Source organism: Propionicimonas paludicola, assembly GCF_002563675.1.
Taxonomy (GTDB): Bacteria; Actinomycetota; Actinomycetes; order Propionibacteriales; family Propionibacteriaceae; genus Propionicimonas; species Propionicimonas paludicola.
In genome coordinates this window covers 1,352,881-1,371,225 of record NZ_PDJC01000001.1, presented here as the reverse complement: position 1 = coordinate 1,371,225, position 18,345 = coordinate 1,352,881, and the positions used below count along the sequence as shown (strand labels likewise).

At 68.1% G+C, this 18,345-nt stretch carries 16 protein-coding genes; all 16 read left to right on the top strand.

What is annotated here, in order from left to right; genetic code table 11:
• The first annotated feature begins 73 nt into the window (after positions 1–73).
• The 16 genes from ATK74_RS06320 (at position 74) to pyrF (ending at position 18,340) form a co-directional block, all read left to right on the top strand.
• A complete protein-coding gene (locus ATK74_RS06320) occupies positions 74–1,435 on the top strand; it encodes a replication-associated recombination protein A (protein ID WP_098460244.1) in 1,362 nt (453 codons plus the stop codon).
• Positions 1,436–1,464: 29 nt separating this feature from the next.
• A complete protein-coding gene (locus ATK74_RS06315) occupies positions 1,465–2,958 on the top strand; it encodes a DHA2 family efflux MFS transporter permease subunit (protein ID WP_281255367.1) in 1,494 nt (497 codons plus the stop codon).
• Between the two features lie 42 nt (positions 2,959–3,000).
• Complete coding sequence (locus tag ATK74_RS06310; RefSeq protein WP_098460242.1) at positions 3,001–3,393, top strand: DUF948 domain-containing protein; 393 nt, start codon at positions 3,001–3,003, stop codon at positions 3,391–3,393.
• The gene (locus tag ATK74_RS06305; protein WP_098460241.1) at positions 3,393–3,620 is read left to right on the top strand and encodes a hypothetical protein; all 228 of its coding nucleotides are present in this window, start codon (positions 3,393–3,395) and stop codon (positions 3,618–3,620) included. The genes ATK74_RS06310 and ATK74_RS06305 overlap by 1 nt, the downstream gene beginning before the upstream one ends.
• Positions 3,621–3,682: 62 nt before the next feature.
• Positions 3,683–6,331 (top strand): alanine--tRNA ligase, encoded by a 2,649-nt coding sequence (gene alaS, locus ATK74_RS06300; RefSeq protein ID WP_098460240.1) that lies wholly within the window; start codon positions 3,683–3,685, stop codon positions 6,329–6,331.
• An 18-nt stretch (positions 6,332–6,349) separates the two neighbouring features.
• Positions 6,350–6,817, top strand: a complete 468-nt coding sequence (gene ruvX / locus ATK74_RS06295) for a Holliday junction resolvase RuvX (protein WP_245840782.1) — start codon at positions 6,350–6,352, stop codon at positions 6,815–6,817.
• The gene (mltG, locus tag ATK74_RS06290; RefSeq protein WP_098460238.1) at positions 6,814–7,980 is read left to right on the top strand and encodes an endolytic transglycosylase MltG; all 1,167 of its coding nucleotides are present in this window, start codon (positions 6,814–6,816) and stop codon (positions 7,978–7,980) included. Before ruvX ends, mltG begins: the two co-directional genes overlap by 4 nt.
• A 12-nt stretch (positions 7,981–7,992) precedes the next feature.
• Complete coding sequence (aroC, locus tag ATK74_RS06285; RefSeq protein ID WP_098460237.1) at positions 7,993–9,180, top strand: chorismate synthase; 1,188 nt, start codon at positions 7,993–7,995, stop codon at positions 9,178–9,180.
• Complete coding sequence (locus ATK74_RS06280; protein ID WP_143483580.1) at positions 9,177–9,686, top strand: shikimate kinase; 510 nt, start codon at positions 9,177–9,179, stop codon at positions 9,684–9,686. Before aroC ends, ATK74_RS06280 begins: the two co-directional genes overlap by 4 nt.
• Positions 9,683–10,762 carry a 3-dehydroquinate synthase gene (aroB, locus tag ATK74_RS06275; RefSeq protein ID WP_098460235.1) on the top strand — a complete coding sequence of 360 codons (1,080 nt, stop codon included), beginning with the start codon at positions 9,683–9,685 and terminating at the stop codon, positions 10,760–10,762. Before ATK74_RS06280 ends, aroB begins: the two co-directional genes overlap by 4 nt.
• Positions 10,763–10,872: 110 nt before the next feature.
• Positions 10,873–11,436, top strand: a complete 564-nt coding sequence (gene efp, locus ATK74_RS06270) for an elongation factor P (RefSeq protein ID WP_098460234.1) — start codon at positions 10,873–10,875, stop codon at positions 11,434–11,436.
• A 2-nt stretch (positions 11,437–11,438) separates the two neighbouring features.
• Positions 11,439–11,876 carry a transcription antitermination factor NusB gene (nusB, locus tag ATK74_RS06265; protein ID WP_098460233.1) on the top strand — a complete coding sequence of 146 codons (438 nt, stop codon included), beginning with the start codon at positions 11,439–11,441 and terminating at the stop codon, positions 11,874–11,876.
• Between the two features lie 59 nt (positions 11,877–11,935).
• Positions 11,936–13,099, top strand: a complete 1,164-nt coding sequence (gene carA / locus ATK74_RS06260) for a glutamine-hydrolyzing carbamoyl-phosphate synthase small subunit (protein ID WP_098460232.1) — start codon at positions 11,936–11,938, stop codon at positions 13,097–13,099.
• Positions 13,099–16,434 (top strand): carbamoyl-phosphate synthase large subunit, encoded by a 3,336-nt coding sequence (gene carB, locus ATK74_RS06255; RefSeq protein ID WP_098460231.1) that lies wholly within the window; start codon positions 13,099–13,101, stop codon positions 16,432–16,434. The genes carA and carB overlap by 1 nt, the downstream gene beginning before the upstream one ends.
• Positions 16,431–17,510, top strand: coding sequence for a quinone-dependent dihydroorotate dehydrogenase (locus ATK74_RS06250; protein ID WP_098460230.1), 1,080 nt, complete (start codon positions 16,431–16,433; stop codon positions 17,508–17,510). Before carB ends, ATK74_RS06250 begins: the two co-directional genes overlap by 4 nt.
• A complete protein-coding gene (gene pyrF / locus ATK74_RS06245) occupies positions 17,507–18,340 on the top strand; it encodes an orotidine-5'-phosphate decarboxylase (RefSeq protein ID WP_098460229.1) in 834 nt (277 codons plus the stop codon). The genes ATK74_RS06250 and pyrF overlap by 4 nt, the downstream gene beginning before the upstream one ends.
• Positions 18,341–18,345: the final 5 nt, after the last annotated feature.

Here is an 18,345-nt window from a genome sequence, read left to right as displayed (position 1 = left end):
CGTCGATATATCGAGAGTATGTCGAGTTATGGGTGAAGTCAAGGACGTCTCCGCGGCGGTGTAGCGTCGCCGCGTGGACACCGATCTGTTCGGCAATCCGGAGCCGACAACACCTCCTGACATCGGAGGATCGCTGAGTGGGGTGAGCCATGCCTCGGTGCCGCTGGCCGTCCGGCTACGGCCTCGCTCCATCGACGAGATCGTCGGCCAACAGCATCTGCTCGGTCCGGGTTCGCCGCTGCGTCGCCTGGTCGAAGGCAGCACGGCCATGTCGGTGTTCCTCTGGGGCCCGCCCGGAGTCGGCAAGACCACCATCGCCGCAGTGGTTGCGGCGGCCGGCGGACGCCGCTTTGTGGAGCTGTCCGCGGTGACCGCCGGAGTCAAGGAGGTGCGCGCCGCGCTGGCCGAGGCCAAAGCGCAGCTGGCCAGGGGAGTGCCCACCGTGCTCTTCGTGGACGAGGTGCACCGGTTCTCCAAAGCCCAGCAGGACGTCCTACTGCCGGCCGTGGAGAACCGGCTGGTCACCTTGATCGCGGCCACCACCGAGAACCCGTCGTTCTCGGTGATCTCTCCGCTGCTGAGTCGTTCGCTGCTGCTCACCCTGAAGCCGCTGGAGGAGTCCGAGCTCTCGGCGCTGCTGGATCGGGCGCTCAGCGACGAGCGCGGCCTGGCCGGCGCCTACCAGCTCTCCGCGGAAGCGCGGACCGACCTGCTGCGCTTCGCCGGCGGGGACGCCCGCCGGGTACTCACCTATCTCGAGGAGTCCGCAGCCGGCGCCGAGGCCATGGGGGTGACCGACATCACCGCCGAGGTGGTGGCGGCTGCCGTCGATCGGGCCGCGGTGCGCTACGACCGCTCCGGCGATCAGCACTATGACGTGATCAGCGCCTTCATCAAGAGCTTGCGCGGCTCGGATGTCCAGGCCGGCCTGCACTACCTGGCCCGGATGCTGGAGGCCGGCGAGGATCCCCGGTTCGTCGCTCGCCGGTTGATCATCCTGGCCAGTGAGGACATCGGGATGGCTGCCCCTTCGGTGTTGCAGACCTGTGTGGCTGCCGCCCAGGCCGTGGCCCTGATCGGGATGCCCGAAGCCCGGATCAATCTGGCTCAGGCCGTGATCGCCTGCGCCATGGCGCCGAAGTCCAATGCCGTGATCGTGGCCATCGATGCCGCCCTGGCCGATGTCCGGGCCGGCCGGATCGGTGCGGTCCCGCCGCACCTGCGCGATGCCCACTACGCCGGCGCCAAGGATTACGGGCATGGCAAGGGCTACCAGTACGCCCACGACGCCGAGCACGGAGTGGCCGCCCAGCAGTACTTGCCGGACGAACTGGCCGACGCGCGCTACTACCGTCCCACCGGCCACGGCAACGAGGCGGCTATGGCCGAGCGGCTGGCGATGCTCGAGCAGCTGCTCGGCCGCACCTCGGAATGATCGGCGATCCGCCGGGGTTGAGTTCCCACGTGACTTCGCCCAAGAGTGCCTGGCCCGCCCTATGGGCGCTGGTGGTCGGCTTCTTCATGATCCTGGTCGACACCACCATCGTCTCGGTGGCCAACCCGCGGATCATGAAGGGCCTGGACGCCGACATCAATGCGGTGATCTGGGTAACCAGCGCCTACCTGCTGGCCTACGCCGTACCGCTGCTGGTCACCGGCCGCCTCGGTGACCGCTTCGGACCGAAGCGGATCTACCTGATCGGCCTGGTGGTGTTCACCCTGGCCTCGGCCTGGTGCGGCGCGTCCACCTCGATCGAGATGCTGATCGCGGCCCGCACCGTGCAGGGACTGGGAGCGTCCCTGCTGACGCCGCAGACCATGGCCGTGATCACTCGCACCTTCCCGCCGCAGTCCCGCGGCCAGGCCATGAGCCTGTGGGGTGCCACCGCAGCCGTGGCCACGCTGGTTGGCCCGATTCTGGGTGGCTTCCTGGTGGACGGCCTGGGCTGGCAGTGGATCTTCTTCGTGAACGTCCCGGTGGGCGTGGTCGGCTTTGTGCTGGCCTGGCGGCTGGTGCCGCACCTGGAGACGCATCCGCACCGCTTCGACCTGCCCGGCGTGGGGCTGTGGGCGGTCGGCATGTTCGCCCTGGTCTTCGGGATCCAGGAGGGCCAGAGCCATCAGTGGGGACAGCTGTGGGGGCCGATCACCATCTGGGCGGTGATCGGATTCGGGATCGTCGTGCTCGCCGTCTTCGTCTGGTGGCAGAAGGTCTCCACCGGCGAACCGCTGCTCCCGCTAGCGCTGTTCCGCGTCCGCAACTTCGCTCTGGGGAACCTGGCGATCGGGATGGTCGGACTCGCAGTGACCGCGAACTCGCTGCCGTTGGTCTTCTACTACCAGCTCGTGCTCGGCTTCAGTCCGACCCGCGCCGCGCTGCAGCTGGTCCCGATGGCCCTGCTGTCGGGTGCGCTGGCGCCGCTGGTCGGGCGGCTGGTGGATCGCTATCCGGCCCGCTACCTGGCCACCTTCGGTCTGGCCACGATGGCGCTGGCCATGGGCTGGTACGCGCTGTGGCTGGTGCCGGACGAGAGCCTGTGGTGGCGACTGCTCCTGCCGAGCGCGCTGATGGGCCTGGGCGGCGCCTTCACCTGGTCGCCGATCGGCGTCACCGCCACCAGAGACCTGTCCCCGCGCAATGCCGGCGCAGGCTCAGGGGTCTACAACTCGGTCCGCCAAGTGGGCTCGGTGCTGGGCAGTGCCGCCATCGCGGCACTGATGCAGGCCCAGTTGGCCGCGCTCCTGCCCGGCGGCGGCCAAGCGGCCAGCGCGGCAGAGGCCTCCGGGCAACTGCCGCCACTGCTGCGGGCCGGCTTCGCGCAAGCCATGGCCAACAGCATGCTGCTGCCCGCGGCGGCGGCCCTGGTCGGAGCCGTGGTGGCGGCCTGCTTCGCGATCAGCGGCGGTGAGCGGGGCCGCCCGGACGTCCCCGCCGTTTCCGGTGCAGGCGTGCACTAGGCTTCAGCAGTGACTTTCGTCTGTGCGAATGCGAGGTAGCCAATGTCTGTCGGAGAGGTCGCCGGCCTGATCGCTGCGGTAGCCGCAGTGGCTCTGGTCGGGTTCAGCGCCGTCCCGCTGCTGAAGCTCGGTCGCGTGCTGGAGGAGTTGCGACTGGCTGTGCGTGACGTCGGTCACAACTCGGTGCCGATCCTGGTCGAGCTGAAGAACACCGTCAGCGCGACCAATGACGAGCTCGGCAAGCTGAGCCTGGTCACCGAGGATGTCGCCAAGGTGAGCGCGAATGCCACCGTGGTCACCCAGAATGCAGCCCAGCTGTCCACCCTGTTCGCCTCGACGCTGGGCGGCCCGCTGATCAAGACGGCCGCCTTCACCTATGGCGTGCGGCAGGCCGTCGCCGGCAAGAAGCCTGCGACCAAGAAGAAGGGCAAGTGATGGGCAAGCGATTGTTCTGGCTGGCCGTCGGAGTCGGGGTCACCGCCGTGGTCGTGCTGAAGGGTCGCGAGCTGTACGAGCGGCTCACCCCCAAGGGGGTCGTGGAGCAGATCGAGCGGACCCGCAGTGGGCTGTTCGAGTGGGCCGGGGAGTTCCTGGCCACCATGGGCGAGGCCATGGACGAGCGGGAAGAGGAGTTGCGAGACGCTCTCGGCCTGGACGAGTGAAGGCTGATCTCGTCCAGGAGAACCCGACCGCTTCCGCAATCGACAACTAAGGAACTATCGCTATGCAAACCGCCGAAATCCGGCGTCGATTCATCGACTACTTCGCGGCCCGGGGTCACACCATCGTGCCGTCCACTCCGCTGGTCTACAACGACCCGACCCTGCTGTTCGTCAATGCCGGCATGGTGCCGTTCAAGCCGTACTTCACCGGCGCCGAGGACGCACCGTACAAGCGCGCCGTGAGCGTGCAGAAGTGCGTCCGGACCCTCGACATCGAGGAGGTCGGCAAGACCACCCGGCACGGCACGTTCTTCCAGATGAACGGCAACTTCTCCTTCGGCGACTACTTCAAGGCCGAGGCCATCGAGTTCGCCTGGGAGCTGGTCACCGGCAGTCAGGCCGACGGCTTCCTGGGCTTCGATCCGGACAAGGTCTGGGTCACCGCCTACTACGACGACGACGAGGCTGCCGCGCTGTGGCGTGGGGTCGGCGTGCCGAAGGCGCACATCCAGCGCCGAGGCCTGAAGGACAACTACTGGCACATGGGGATCCCCGGCCCCGGCGGACCCTGCAGCGAGATCTACATCGACCGTGGCCCCGAGTTCGGCCCGGACGGTGGCCCCGAGGCCGACGAGGATCGCTTCCTGGAGATCTGGAACCTGGTCTTCCAGACCGAGGAACTGTCCGCGGTCCGCGCCAAGGACGACTTCGACGTGCTCGGCCCGCTGCCCAGTAAGAACATCGACACCGGCATGGGCCTGGAGCGCACCGCGTACCTGCTGCAGGGCGTGGCGAACATGTACGAGATCGACGAGATCTTCCCGGTGATCACCCGGGCCGCCGAACTGGCCGGCACTCGCTACGGTAAGGACGCCCAGGACGACGTCCGGCTGCGAGTGGTGGGCGACCACGTCCGCTCGGCCCTGATGCTGATGACCGACGGGGTTACCCCCGGCAATGAGGCGCGTGGCTACGTGCTGCGCCGGCTGCTGCGGCGCAGCATCCGTTCGATGCGGCTGCTCGGGGTCACCGACCCGGTGCTGCCCGAGCTGCTGCCGGTGAGCCGCGACCTGATGGCGTCCTCCTACTCCGAGGTGCCCGATCAGTGGACGCGGACCAGCCAGGTCGCCTACGCCGAGGAAGAGGCGTTCCGCCGCACTCTGGCCGCCGGCACGCAGATCTTCGACCTGGCCGCAGGCCAGGCCCGCTCCGAGCAGTCCGGGACGCTCAGTGGTTCGCAGGTCTTCCAGCTGCATGACACCTATGGCTTCCCGTTCGACCTGACCTTGGAGATGGCTGCCGAGCAGGGGCTGAACGTGGACGCCGAGGGCTTCCGCACCCTGATGACCGAGCAGCGCGAGCGGGCCAAGGCCGATGCCAAGGCCAAGAAGGGCGCCACCGTGGCGTCCGAGGCGTATCGCAGCCTGCGCTCTTCGGGTGAGGTGCCGTTCCTGGGCTTCACCGACCTCAATGCCGAGACCAAGGTCCGCGGCATCATCGCCGACGGCCAGCTGGTCGACCGGGCCCAGCCCGGATCAGTGGTCGAGGTCGTCCTTGAGGAGACCCCGTTCTACGCCGAGTCCGGCGGCCAGGATGCCGACTCCGGCCTGATCACCGGTGACGGCCTGAGCCTGGAGGTGCTGGACGTGCAGCGTCCGGTGCAGGGCCTGGTCGTGCACAAGGTGCGGATCGACGACGGCGAGCTGGCCACCGGTGCGTCCGTGCTGGCTGCGGTGGACGCTGCGGCCCGGCATGCCGCCTGCCAGGCGCACACCGCCACCCATATCGTGAACGCCACCTTGCGCCAGCTGCTCGGCCAGGGCACTCACCAGGCCGGTTCCTACAACAAGCCGGGCTACCTGCGGTTCGACTTCAACGCGACGTCCGGGCTGAGCCATGACCTGCAGCAGGAGCTGGAGGGCGTGGCCAACGAGGCCATTCGCGCCGACTACCCGGTCACGGCCACCGAGATGCCGCTGGACCAGGCCAAGGCTCTCGGCGCCCAGGCCATGTTCGGCGAGAAGTACGGCGACGTGGTTCGGATGGTCGAGTTGGCCGGTCCGTGGTCGCGCGAGCTGTGCGGCGGTACCCACGTCGAGCGAACGGCCCAGATCGGGCTGCTCAGCCTGATCGGCGAGTCCTCGGTGGGCTCGGGCTTGCGTCGCGTCGAGGCCTTCGTGGCCGCCGACGCCTTCGCCGACCTGGCCAAGGAGCGCGCGCTGGTCTCCGGTCTGGCCGAGTTGCTCAAGGTGCAGCCCGATCAGCTGGCCGAGCGAGTCGGCAAGCTGATCGCCCAGGTCAAGGCGGCCGAGAAGGAGATCGCCGCCATGCGCAGCCGCGAGATCCTGTCCAAGGTGCCGTCCCTGGTTGCCGGCGCCACCGAGGTAGGCGGCTACCGGCTGGTGGCCAAGGAGTTGCCCGGACTGGGTGGCGACGACCTGCGCAACCTGGCCATGGAGGTCCGCTCGGTCTTCGGCTCGGCGGCCGGGGTGGTTGCTCTGGTCGGCGGCGCTGAGAAGCCGATCCTCACGGTGGCCACCACGGAGGCGGCCCGCGCTCTAGGCGCCAAGGCCGGTGCGCTGGTGAGTGTCGGCGCTGCGGCCCTAGGTGGACGTGGTGGTGGCCGCGACGACCTGGCCCAGGGCGGCGGCTCGGATGCCTCGGCTGGGGCGGCCGCACTGGCCGCCATCAGCAAGGCCCTGGCGGGCTGAGTCGGAGTGCGGCCGGGCGTGCGATTGGCCCTCGACTGGGGTCGAGCCAGGATCGGAGTTGCGGCGAGCGACCCCGAGGCGATCATGGCCTTCCCGGTGGAGACCGTCGCGGCTGTCCCCGATCCCTGGCCTCGCCTCGTCGAGCTGATCGAGCACTACCGTCCGCTGGAGATCGTGCTGGGTCTGCCCCGCAACCTGGCCGGGGTGGAGGGCCCAGCTGCGCTGGCCATCCGCGAGGTCTCGATCCAGCTGGCCGGCTTCGCGCCAGGCGTGCCGATCCGGCTGCTGGATGAGAGACTGACTACGGTGACGGCATCTCGTCAGCTGACCGGCGCGGGTCGCAACACCAGGCGCCAGCGTTCGGTGATCGACCAGGCCGCCGCTGTAGCACTGTTGGAGGAGGCTCTGCGTTCGGAGCGGCTCACCGGGGTTGCCCCCGGGGAGTTGGTCGAACCCAGTACAGCAGGAGAGGACGACGCCCGATGAGCGACCGGAACCCGGGCCGGATCAAGGACCCAGAGACGGGCCAGATCGACCCCAAGGAGATCTGGTACAAGGTGCGCTCCGCCTTCGCGGTGCTGCTCTCCTTGGGCGTCCTGGTGGCCGGCGGATGGATCATCTACGACAAGGCGCACGAGGCATGGCAGTCCTTCCAGACATCTGAGGACTATGCCGGTGCCGGCGTCGATCCGGTGGTGGTGACCATCCCGAAGGGCGCAACGCTGGGCGAGATCTCCACCATCCTGGTCACGGCCGATGTGGTGAAGACGGCCAAGGCCTTCAACCGGGAGGCTGCGGCGAACGAAGCCGCCACCAAGATCCAGGCCGGCAAGTACAACCTGCTCACCCAGCTGCCGGCACGCACCGCGTTGGCCATGTTGTTGGACAAGAAGAACATGGTCCGCAACTGGATGACGCTGCCCGAGGGCCGGTGGGTCTCCCAGCAGGTGGCCACGCTCAGCAAGGCCACCGGGCTCCCCAAGACCGACTTCGAGACCGCCATCAAGGACTGGAAGTCGCTGGGCCTGCCGAAGTGGGCCAAGAACGGTCTGGAGGGCTTCCTGTTCCCGGATACCTACGAGGTGCCCGAAAAGCCGAAGGCCGATGCCGTGCTGAAGATGGCCACCAAGCAGTTCAACCAGGTGGCCAACGACATCGATCTGGTCAACGGCGCCAAGAGCGTCGGACTGACTCCCTATGAGGTGGTCGTGATGGCCAGCATCATCGAGAAGGAAGCCGGGCCGAACGACGAGGACCGGGCCAAGATCGCTCGCGTCTTCTACAACCGACTCAACCCGAAGATCTTCCCCGGCGGCAAGCTACAGTCCGACGCCACCGTGGCGTTTGCCAACAAGGTCACCGGGCGCGTGTTCACCACTCCCGATGAGCGCAAGTTGGACTCGCCGTGGAACACCTACCTGTACGCCGGCCTGCCGAAGGGGCCGATCACCTCCCCGTCGAAGAAGTCGCTGGAAGCCGCGCTGCATCCGGCGGACGGCAACTGGACCTACTTCACGGTGGTGAACCTGGACACCGGCGAGACGCTGTTCACCAACAGCAAGACCGAGCACGACGCCAACGGAGAGAAGCTCCAAGCGTGGTGCGCCGCCTCCCAGGCGAATCGGGACAAGTGCAACGGCAAGAAATGATGGTCTGATCTGATGCTGCGTTACTTGACTGCTGGGGAGTCCCATGGACGGGCGCTGGTCGCCACCATCGAAGGACTGCCCTCGCACCTGCAACTGAGCTCGGCGGACGTCGCCGATGCGCTGGCTCGGCGCCGACTGGGCACCGGACGAGGCGCCCGAATGAAGTTCGAAGCCGACGAGGTGACGCTGCTGACCGGCGTCCGCCACGGCGAGACCCTGGGTTCGCCGATCGCCATCATGGTGGGCAACTCGGAGTGGCCGAAGTGGGATGTTGTCATGTCACCCGACTCGGTCGATCCGGCTGAGTTGGAGTCACTGGCCCGCAATGCGCCGCTGACCCGGCCCCGTCCGGGCCATGCCGACCTGCCGGGCATGCAGAAGTACGACTGGGACGAGGCCCGTCCGATTCTGGAGCGCGCTTCGGCCCGGGAGACCGCGGCTCGGGTGGCGCTGGGTGCGGTGGCCAAGGCCTACCTGGAGCAGGCCTTCGGGATCAGCGTGATCAGTCACGTGGTCCGGATCGGTGCGGTAGCCAGCACGGCGGAGGAGTTGCCGACCGCGTCCGACCTGGCCCGAATCGATGCCGACCCGATGCGCTGTGCCGACCAGCCGACCAGCCTGGCCATGCAGGCCGAGGTCGAAGCCGCCAAGTCCGCCGGGGACACCCTGGGCGGCGTGGTCGAGGTGCTGGCCTTCAACGTTCCGCCCGGACTGGGCTCGCACATCGCCGGTGATCGACGCCTCGATGCCAAGCTGGCCGGTGCCCTGATGGGGATCCAGGCCATCAAGGGTGTCGAGGTCGGCGACGGCTTTGCCCTGGCCCAGGTCCGCGGGAGCCAGGCTCACGACGAGATCTTCCCCGGTGCCACCGGTCCCCGGCGCAGCAGCAACCGCTCTGGCGGTACCGAAGGCGGAATGAGCAACGGCGAGGTGCTGCGCGTGCGCGCGGCCATGAAGCCGATCGCCACGGTGCCGCGGGCGCTGGCCACCATCGACGTGGCCACCGGCGAGGCAGCCCAGGCTCACCATCAGCGCTCGGACGTGTGTGCGGTGCCGGCTGCCGGGGTGGTGGCCGAGGCCATGGTGGCGCTGGTGCTGGCCGAGGTGGCCAACGAGAAGTTCGGCGGTGACTCCCTCGGCGAGGTGCGCGCCAACTTCCAGCACTACCTGAAGCGTCTGGCTGAGCGGCGCCTGGATTGAGCCGTCCGGCGATGGTCCTGGTCGGGGCCCCGGGAGTTGGCAAGTCCACCGTGGGGGCGCTGCTGGCTGCCGAGCTGCAGCTGCCCCTGGTCGAGGTGGACGAACGGGTCGAGGCCGAGCTTCGACTCTCCGCCGAGGAGGCCTACGCGACGCCCGAAGGGACGGCGCGCTACCGGGAGGCTGAGGAGCGGCACAGCGTGCTGGCCCTGGCCGAGCCGGGGGTGGTGGTGCTGGGCGGCAGCGCCGTCGAGTCCGATGCTGTGCGGTCTGCCCTGGCCGGATTGAAGGTCGTCTGGCTAGAGGCTTCGGTGGTAGCGATAACCCGGCGGCTGGGCATGAATTCACTGGGACTGGAAACTCTGATCGCTATCCGGAACCGATTGGACGCCATGCTGCAAGAGCGGGCAATCTGGTATCGCGACGTGGCCACGATGCGCCTGGCCACCGACCGGCTGGACGCAGCGGACGTGGCTCGAACGATTCTGATCGACGAGGAGCACGTATGAGCTGGGATCCGATCAATGTCTCCGCCGAGCATCCGTACCCGGTGCTCGTCTGCCACGGAAACAGTCGCCTGCTGCCCGAGTTTCTGGACGGCATCGACAAGGTCGCGATCATCTATGCCGAGAACCTCGTCGACCAGGCCCGCCAGGTGGCTTTCGGTCTTAGCCAGGAAGTCACCTTCATCCCGGTCCCGGGTTCGGAGTCGGCGAAGACCGCCGCCACGTTGGCCCAGTGTTGGGAGGGGTTGGCCGAGGCAGGGATCACCCGCTCCGATGCGGTGATCGGCCTGGGTGGGGGATCGACCACCGATCTGGCCGGCTTCGCTGCCGCGACCTGGCTGCGCGGCGTCCGCTACATCGGCATGCCGACTTCCCTGCTGGCCATGGTGGACGCGGCCGTCGGCGGCAAGACCGGGATCAACCTGCCGGCCGGCAAGAACCTGGTCGGCAACTTCTTCGAGCCGTTCGCGGTGCTGTGCGACCTGGACTTCCTAGAGACTCTGCCCAGCTCCGAGCTGCGCGGTGGCCTGGCCGAAGTACTGAAGGCAGGGTTCATTGCCGATCCGCGGATCCTGGACGAGTTCGAGGCCGATCCGGTCGAGGCGCTTCGGGCCGGCAGTGACCTGCAGGCGCGGCTGGTTCGGTTGGCTGTGGAGGTGAAGGCCCGGGTGGTCAGCGCCGATCTGCGCGAGCGCACCTCGCAGGGCTCCGACATCGGGCGCGAGTTGCTCAACTACGGTCACACCCTGGGCCACGCCATCGAGCGCTACGAGCGGTTCACCTGGCGGCACGGTGAGGCCATTTCGGTGGGGATGGTGTTCGCCGCCGAGCTGGCTCATCGGCAGGGGATGATCGACGACGACCTGCTGGCGCGGCACCGTCGGGTGCTGAAGCTGGCCGGACTTCCGATCAGCCACGACGGCGAATGGGCCGGCCTGCGCGAGGCCATGAACCTGGACAAGAAGACCAGGGGAGCCAACTTGCGGTTCATTCTGCTGACCGGATTGGCCAAGGCCCGGGTCTGCGTCGATCCGGACGAACAGCTGCTGGCCGACGCCTACGCTGCCCTGGTCGACTGACTCCGGCAGGCGCCGCCTCCTGCCCACAGGCTCCGGGTTCGCCGGGGTGGGCCTTCGGCCGCTAGACTGAGCGGTCGCGATTTCACCTAGCAACCGAAAGCGGGCTCTCAGTGGCAACGGCATCCACCAATGATCTGAAGAACGGCATGGTCCTCGATCTCGAAGGCCAGTTGTGGACCGTCATCTGGTTCCAGCATCACAAGCCTGGCAAGGGCAACACTGTGGTCCGCTCGAAGCTCAAGCACGTGCTCACCGGCAAGGTCGTCGATCGCACCTTCAACTCCGACACCAAGGTGGAGACCGCGAGCGTTGATCGCCGCGAGATGCAGTACCTCTACCACGACGGTGAGAACTTCGTGTTCATGGACACCGACACCTACGACCAGCTGAACATCAGCGACGAGGTCGTCGGCGACGCCAAGAACTACCTGCTCGAGAACGGCATCGCCACCGTGGCGCTGCACGAGGGCAACCCGCTGTTCATCGACATGCCGACCTCGGTCGAGCTGGAGATCACCTACACCGAGCCGGGCCTGCAGGGCGACCGCTCGACCGGTGGCACCAAGCCGGCCACCGTCGAGACCGGCCTGCAGATCCAGGTGCCGCTGTTCATCACCACCGGCGAGCGGGTCAAGGTGGACACTCGCGACGGCAGCTACCTCGGTCGGGTCTGAGCGTGGCTGAGGCTGCCCCCACCAAGCGAGGCACCACTCGGACGAAGGCGCGTAAGCGTGCGCTGGACATCCTCTTCGAGGCGGATCTGCGCGAGCTTCCGGCCGCGCAGATCCTGGCCGATCACACCGAATGGGCCGACCCTGCGGTTCGTCCGTTCTCTGCGGAGTTGGTGACCGGGGTCACCAACTCGGTATCCGCGCTGGATGCCGCGCTGGCCAAGCACTTGCCGGACGGCTGGAGCGTCGAGCGCATGCCGCGGGTCGACCGCAACCTGGCCCGGCTGGCCGCCTTCGAGATCCTGCACACCGACACCGACCCGGCGATCGTCCTGGCCGAGTGCCTGACGCTGGCCACCGAGCTTTCCACCGACGAGTCGCCTGCCTTCCTCAACGGAGTCCTGGGCGCATTGGTACGCACCACGCGTCCGGAGAGCGAGTAGCGTCACCGACGGTACCGGGACGCTTTGCTAGTCTCGACCCGGTCAACAAAAGGACGTTTATGCCCGACAGCCTGTTCCCTGCCCAGCACACCCCAGCGTTACTGGTTTTGGAGGACGGCCGTTGGTTCCGAGGGTCCTCCTTCGGCGCCCAAGGTGAGACCTTCGGCGAGGCGGTCTTCTCCACCGGAATGTCCGGCTACCAGGAGACCCTGACCGATCCCAGCTACCACCGGCAGGTGGTGATCGCCACGGCGCCGCACATCGGCAACACCGGGTGGAACGACGAGGACGACGAGTCCGACAAGATCTGGGTGGCCGGTTACGTGGTCCGCGATCTGTCTCGGATGCGCTCCAACTGGCGGTCGAACCGGTCGCTGGACGAGGAACTGCGCCGCCAGGGTGTGGTCGGAGTCGCCGAGGTCGATACTCGGGCGCTGACCCGGCACCTGCGCGACCACGGCGCCATGCGGGTGGGCGTGTCCACCCTCGAGCTGGATCCCCAGCGGCTGCTGGCCAAGGTGCTGGCCTCACCGCAGATGGCCGGAGCCAACCTGGTGGCCGATGTCACCGTGAGTGAACCGGAGACCACCCCGGCGATCGGCGAGAAGCGGTTCACCGTGGCCGCCATCGACCTGGGCATCAAGGACATGACCCCGCATCGGATGGCCGAGCGCGGCATCGAGGTGCACGTCCTTCCGGCCACCTCCACCATCGACCAGATCAAGGAGCTCGGTCCGGACGGGGTGTTCTTCTCCAACGGACCGGGCGACCCGGCGACCGCGGACCAGGAGACCACCCTGCTCACCCAGGTGCTGGACGCCCGGCTGCCCTTCTTCGGGATCTGCTTCGGCAACCAGATCTTCGGCCGAGCCTTGGGGTTCGGCACCTACAAGCTCAAGTACGGCCACCGCGGGATCAACCAGCCGGTGATGGACCTGACCACCCGCAAGGTCGAGGTGACCGCCCACAATCACGGTTTCGCAGTGGACGCCCCCAAGGACCTCGGCGTGGCCACCCCGTGGGGCGAGGCCCGGGTCTCGCATGTGAACCTGAATGACGGTGTGGTCGAAGGCCTGGAACTGCGCGGAGCCGGACAACAGCTGCGCGGGTTCTCGGTCCAATACCACCCAGAGGCGGCGGCCGGTCCACACGACGCCGCCTACCTGTTCGACCGCTTCGTCGACATGATGGCGGCCAATCGTGAGTCGGAGGGGCGCGCCTGATGCCGAAGCGGACCGATATCTCCTCGATCCTGGTGATCGGCTCCGGGCCGATCGTGATCGGCCAGGCCTGTGAGTTCGACTACTCGGGCACCCAGGCCTGCCGGGTGCTGCGCGAAGAGGGCTTCCGGGTGATCCTGGTGAACTCCAACCCGGCCACGATCATGACCGACCCCGAGTTCGCCGACGCCACCTATGTCGAGCCGATCACCCCGTTCTACCTGGAGCGAGTGATCGAGCGGGAGCGTCCCGACGCCCTGCTGGCCACCCTGGGCGGCCAGACCGCACTGAATGCCGCGGTCTCGCTGCACGAGTCCGGAGTCCTCGCCAAGTACGGCGTCGAACTGATCGGCGCCTCCTTTGAGGCCATCCAGTCCGGTGAGGACCGGGAGAAGTTCAAGCAGATCGTCACCAGCCTCAACGTCCCCGGGGTGAACCCCGAAGTGGCGCGCTCGGCGATCTGCCACAGCATCGACGAGGTGCTGGCCGCGGTGGACGACCTGGGCTACCCGCTGGTGGTTCGGCCGAGCTTCACCATGGGTGGGGTCGGCTCCGGCTTCGCCCACGACGAGGAGGAGCTGCGCCGGATCGCCGGCAGCGGCCTGTCCGCGTCCCCGGTCACCGAGGTGCTGATCGAGGAGTCGGTGCTCGGCTGGAAGGAGTACGAGCTCGAGGTCATGCGGGACAAGGCAGACAACGTGGTGATCGTCTGCTCCATCGAGAACCTCGACCCGATGGGCGTGCACACTGGTGACTCGATCACCGTGGCCCCGGCCATGACCCTGACCGACCGTGAGTACCAGGCCATGCGTGACGTCGGTATCGCCGTGATCCGCGCGGTCGGCGTCGACACCGGCGGCTGCAACATCCAGTTCGCGATCAACCCCGACAACGGTCGGATGATCGTGATCGAGATGAATCCGCGGGTGTCCCGGTCGTCCGCGCTGGCCTCGAAGGCCACCGGCTTCCCGATCGCCAAGATCGCGGCCAAGGTGGCCGTCGGCTACACCCTCGACGAGATCCCCAACGACATCACGGCCGAGACTCCGGCCTCCTTCGAGCCGACGCTGGACTACGTCGTGGTCAAGGCGCCGCGGTTCGCCTTCGAGAAGTTCCCGACCGCCGATTCGACCCTGACCACGCACATGAAGAGCGTGGGCGAGGCCATGGCCATCGGACGCAACTTCACCGAAGCCCTGGGCAAGGCGCTGCGCTCGCTCGAGGACGCCAAGGCCGGCTTCGACTTCGTCACTCCGGTGACCCGCAGCCTCGACGAGCTGCTCACCGAGATGTCGCGGCCGCAGGACGGACGGCTGAGCCTGGTGATGTCCGCCTTCCGGGTCGGCGCCACCCGCGAGCAGGTCTTCGAAGCCACCAAGATCGATCCCTGGTTCGTCGACCAGCTGCACCTGATCTACGAAGTGGCAGAGGCGGTTCGAACTGCTCCCGAGCTGACCGCCGATCTGCTTCGGCTGGCCAAGCGGCACGGCCTGGCCGACACCCAGATCGCCGGGCTGCGCAAGCTGTCCACCGAAGTGGTGCGCGGACTGCGCTGGGCGCTGGGAGTGCGGCCGGTGTACAAGACCGTGGACACCTGCGCGGCCGAGTTCGCGGCGACCACGCCGTACCACTACTCGTCCTACGACCTGGAGACCGAGGTGGCCCCGCGCGAGCGTCCGGCCGTGCTGATCCTGGGATCGGGACCGAACCGGATCGGGCAGGGGATCGAGTTCGACTACTCCTGCGTCCACGCGTCCATGGCGCTGCGGGAGGCCGGCTACGAGTCGGTGATGGTGAACTGCAACCCCGAGACCGTCTCCACCGACTACGACACCTCCGACCGGCTCTATTTCGAGCCGCTGACTCTGGAGGACGTCCTGGAGGTCTTCCACGCCGAGTCGTTGGCCGGACCGGTGGCCGGTGTGATCGTCCAGCTCGGCGGGCAGACGCCGCTGAAGCTGGCCCAGGCGCTGAAGGATGCCGGGGTCCCGATCGTGGGCACCCAGCCCGAGGCCATCGAACTGGCCGAGGAGCGCGGTGCGTTCGGCAAGGTGCTGTCCGACGCCGGGCTGCCGGCACCGGCCTACGGCATGGCCGAGACGGCTGCCGGGGCCCTGGAGATCGCCCACGACATCGGCTACCCGGTACTGGTCCGGCCCTCCTACGTGCTCGGCGGGCGCGGCATGGAGATCGTCTACGACGATGCCTCGCTGGCCGGCTACATCGAGCGGGCCACCGACATCACTCCGGCCCACCCGGTGCTGGTCGACCGGTTCCTCGACGATGCCATCGAGATCGATGTGGACGCCCTGTACGACGGCACCGAGTTGTACCTGGGTGGCGTCATGGAGCACATCGAAGAGGCCGGCATCCACTCCGGCGATTCGGCTTGCTCGCTGCCGTCGATCACCCTGGGCAGCGAGGTGGTGGACGCCATCCGCAGCTCCACCGAGGCCATCGCCCGCGGGGTCGGCGTCCGCGGCCTGCTGAACATCCAGTACGCCCTGCTCGGCGACGTCCTGTACGTGCTCGAGGCCAACCCGCGCGCCTCGCGGACCGTCCCGTTCGTCTCCAAGGCGACCGACACCCAGTTGGCCAAGGCAGCCACCCTGATCTCGCTCGGCGCGACCATCGCCCAGTTGCGGACCAGCGGAGTGCTGCGCGCCCCTGGTCTGGACGGCACCACCACGCTGGAGTCGGCACCGATCGCGGTGAAGGAAGCCGTGATGCCGTTCAACCGATTCCGGACCGCGGACGGTTCCTGGGTGGACACCCTGCTCGGGCCCGAGATGAAGTCGACCGGCGAAGTCATGGGCCTGGACGTCACCTTCGGCAACGCCTTCGCCAAGAGCCAGGCCGCCTCGTTCGGCTCGGTGCCCACCAGTGGCACCGTGTTCGTCTCCATCGCCAACCGGGACAAGCGGCACGCCATCTTCCCGGTGAAGCGGCTGGCCGATCTGGGCTTCACGGTGTTGGCCACGGCCGGTACCGCCCAGGTCCTGCGTCGCCAGGACGTCGAGGTGACCGTGATCCGCAAGGCCAGCCAGGGCCCCGGCCCCAACGGTGAGAAGACCGTCGTCCAGGCGATCCTGGACGGCGAAGTCGACCTGATCTTCAACACCCCGCAAGGTGTCTCCCGTGACGGCAACCCGCGTCGCGACGGCTGGCAGATCCGCTCGGCCGCGATCTTGGCCGACGTGCCGTGTGTGACCACCGTGCAGGGCCTGGCCGCCTGTGTGCAGGGGATCGAGGCACTGCGCCGCGGCAGCGTCGAAGTGCGCTCGCTGCAGGAGTGGAGCGCGGCCATGCGAGCGGAGTTGGCCGGGATCGTCGGATGAGCCTGCCGCTACCCGTCCTGGCTGCCGGTTACCGGCGGGTGCTGCGTCCGGCGATGTTCGCCAGCTACGGGGGAGACCCCGAGCGGATCCACGAGGCAATGATCCACACCCTGGCCACGGTCGGGTCGAACCCGGCCGTCCGCGGGCTGATCCGGTTGTTGGCCGCCGGCCCTGGACGTCCGACCACGGTGGCCGGCATCGACTTCCCGAACCGGGTCGGCCTGGCCGCCGGCTTGGACAAGGACGCCACTGCGGTGCTCTCCTGGGCGGGGCTGGGGTTCGGCTTCGCCGAGCTCGGCACCATCACCGGGCGGGCGCAGCCCGGCAACGACCGTCCGCGGGTGTTCCGACTGCGGTCCAGTTCGGCGCTGATCAACCGGATGGGTTTCAACAACCCTGGGGCCGCGGCGGTGGCCGCGACCCTGGCCGCCCGTGGGGTGTTCCGGGGCAATGGCGCGGCCGGCCTTCCGATCGGGATCTCGATCGGGAAGACCAAGCTGGTCGAGCTGGATCAGGCCATCGATGACTACCTGGTCTCGTTGCGGGCATTGGCGCCGCACGCCGACTACCTAGCCGTGAACGTGTCCAGTCCGAACACCCCGGGGCTGCGCAGCCTGCAGGACGCCGGGGCACTGTCGGACCTGGTCGGCGCACTGGTGGCCGAGTCCGCGACGCAGGGGGAGCCGCTGCCGATCTTCGTGAAGGTCGCCCCCGACCTCAGCTGGGGCCAGCTCGACGAGGTGCTGGAGGTCTGCCAGCGCCAGGGCGCGGCCGGGCTGATCGCCACCAACACCACGCTGGGCCGGGAAGGGTTGGCAGCTGCCGATCGTCCGCTGGCCGAACTCACCGGCGGCCTGTCCGGAGCGCCGCTGACCCAGCGGGCTCGCGAGGTGGTCGGCTATCTTGCCAGCCGGTCCGGCCTGCCGGTGATCGGCGTGGGCGGGATCATGACCGCCGACGACGCGTCGGCCATGTTCGACGCCGGCGCCGCGCTCATTCAGCTGTACACCGGGTTCATCTACGGCGGCCCCGGATTGTTGGCCGCCATCAATGCAGCAGACAAGGAGCGGGCATGACCGGTTATCTGGCACGGCTGTCGCAGGTGAGCGCCGCTCGTGGCGCCCTGTGCGTCGGGGTGGATCCACATCCGGGGCTCCTGTCCGCCTGGGGCCTGGAGAGCACCGCGTCCGGGCTGGAGCGATTCAGCCGTCAGCTGGTCGAAGCACTTGGCGAGCAGGTGGCTGTGATCAAGCCGCAGTCGGCCTTCTTCGAGTCATTCGGGTCGGCCGGGATCGCCGTGCTGGAGCGGCTGCTGGCCGACATTCGCGCCGCCGGAGCGCTGTCGATCCTGGACGTGAAGCGTGGCGACATCGGCTCGACCATGACCGCCTACGCGCAGGCCTATCTGGCCGACGGTGCGCCGCTGTCCGCCGATGCCATCACCGTGTCGCCTTTCCTGGGCTTCGGCTCACTGCAGCCGGCCTTCGACCTTGCGGTTGAGAACGGACGAGGCGTCTACGTGCTGGCCCGGACGTCCAACCCCGAGGGCGGGCAGGTCCAGCTCGCTCAGACCGAGGGCCATTCCGTGGCCCAGGAGATCGTTGATCAGGCCATCGCCGCCAACGCGGCGTCCGGTCAGCCGGCCATCGGCCTGGTGATCGGAGCCACTCACCAGAACCTGGGTTGCGACCTCGCCGCGTTCAATGGATCGATCCTGGTACCGGGGATCGGTGCCCAGGGGGGCCGGATGAGCGACCTCCCGACCCTGTTCGGACCCGCTTTCGGGAAGGTTCTGCCGATGGTGGGACGCGAGCTGCTCGGTTCAGGCCCTGATCGGCAATCCCTGCGTGACAAGGCTGTACAGTTGATTGGCCAGATTCCGGACGCGGCACGACACGACTCCTGAAACAG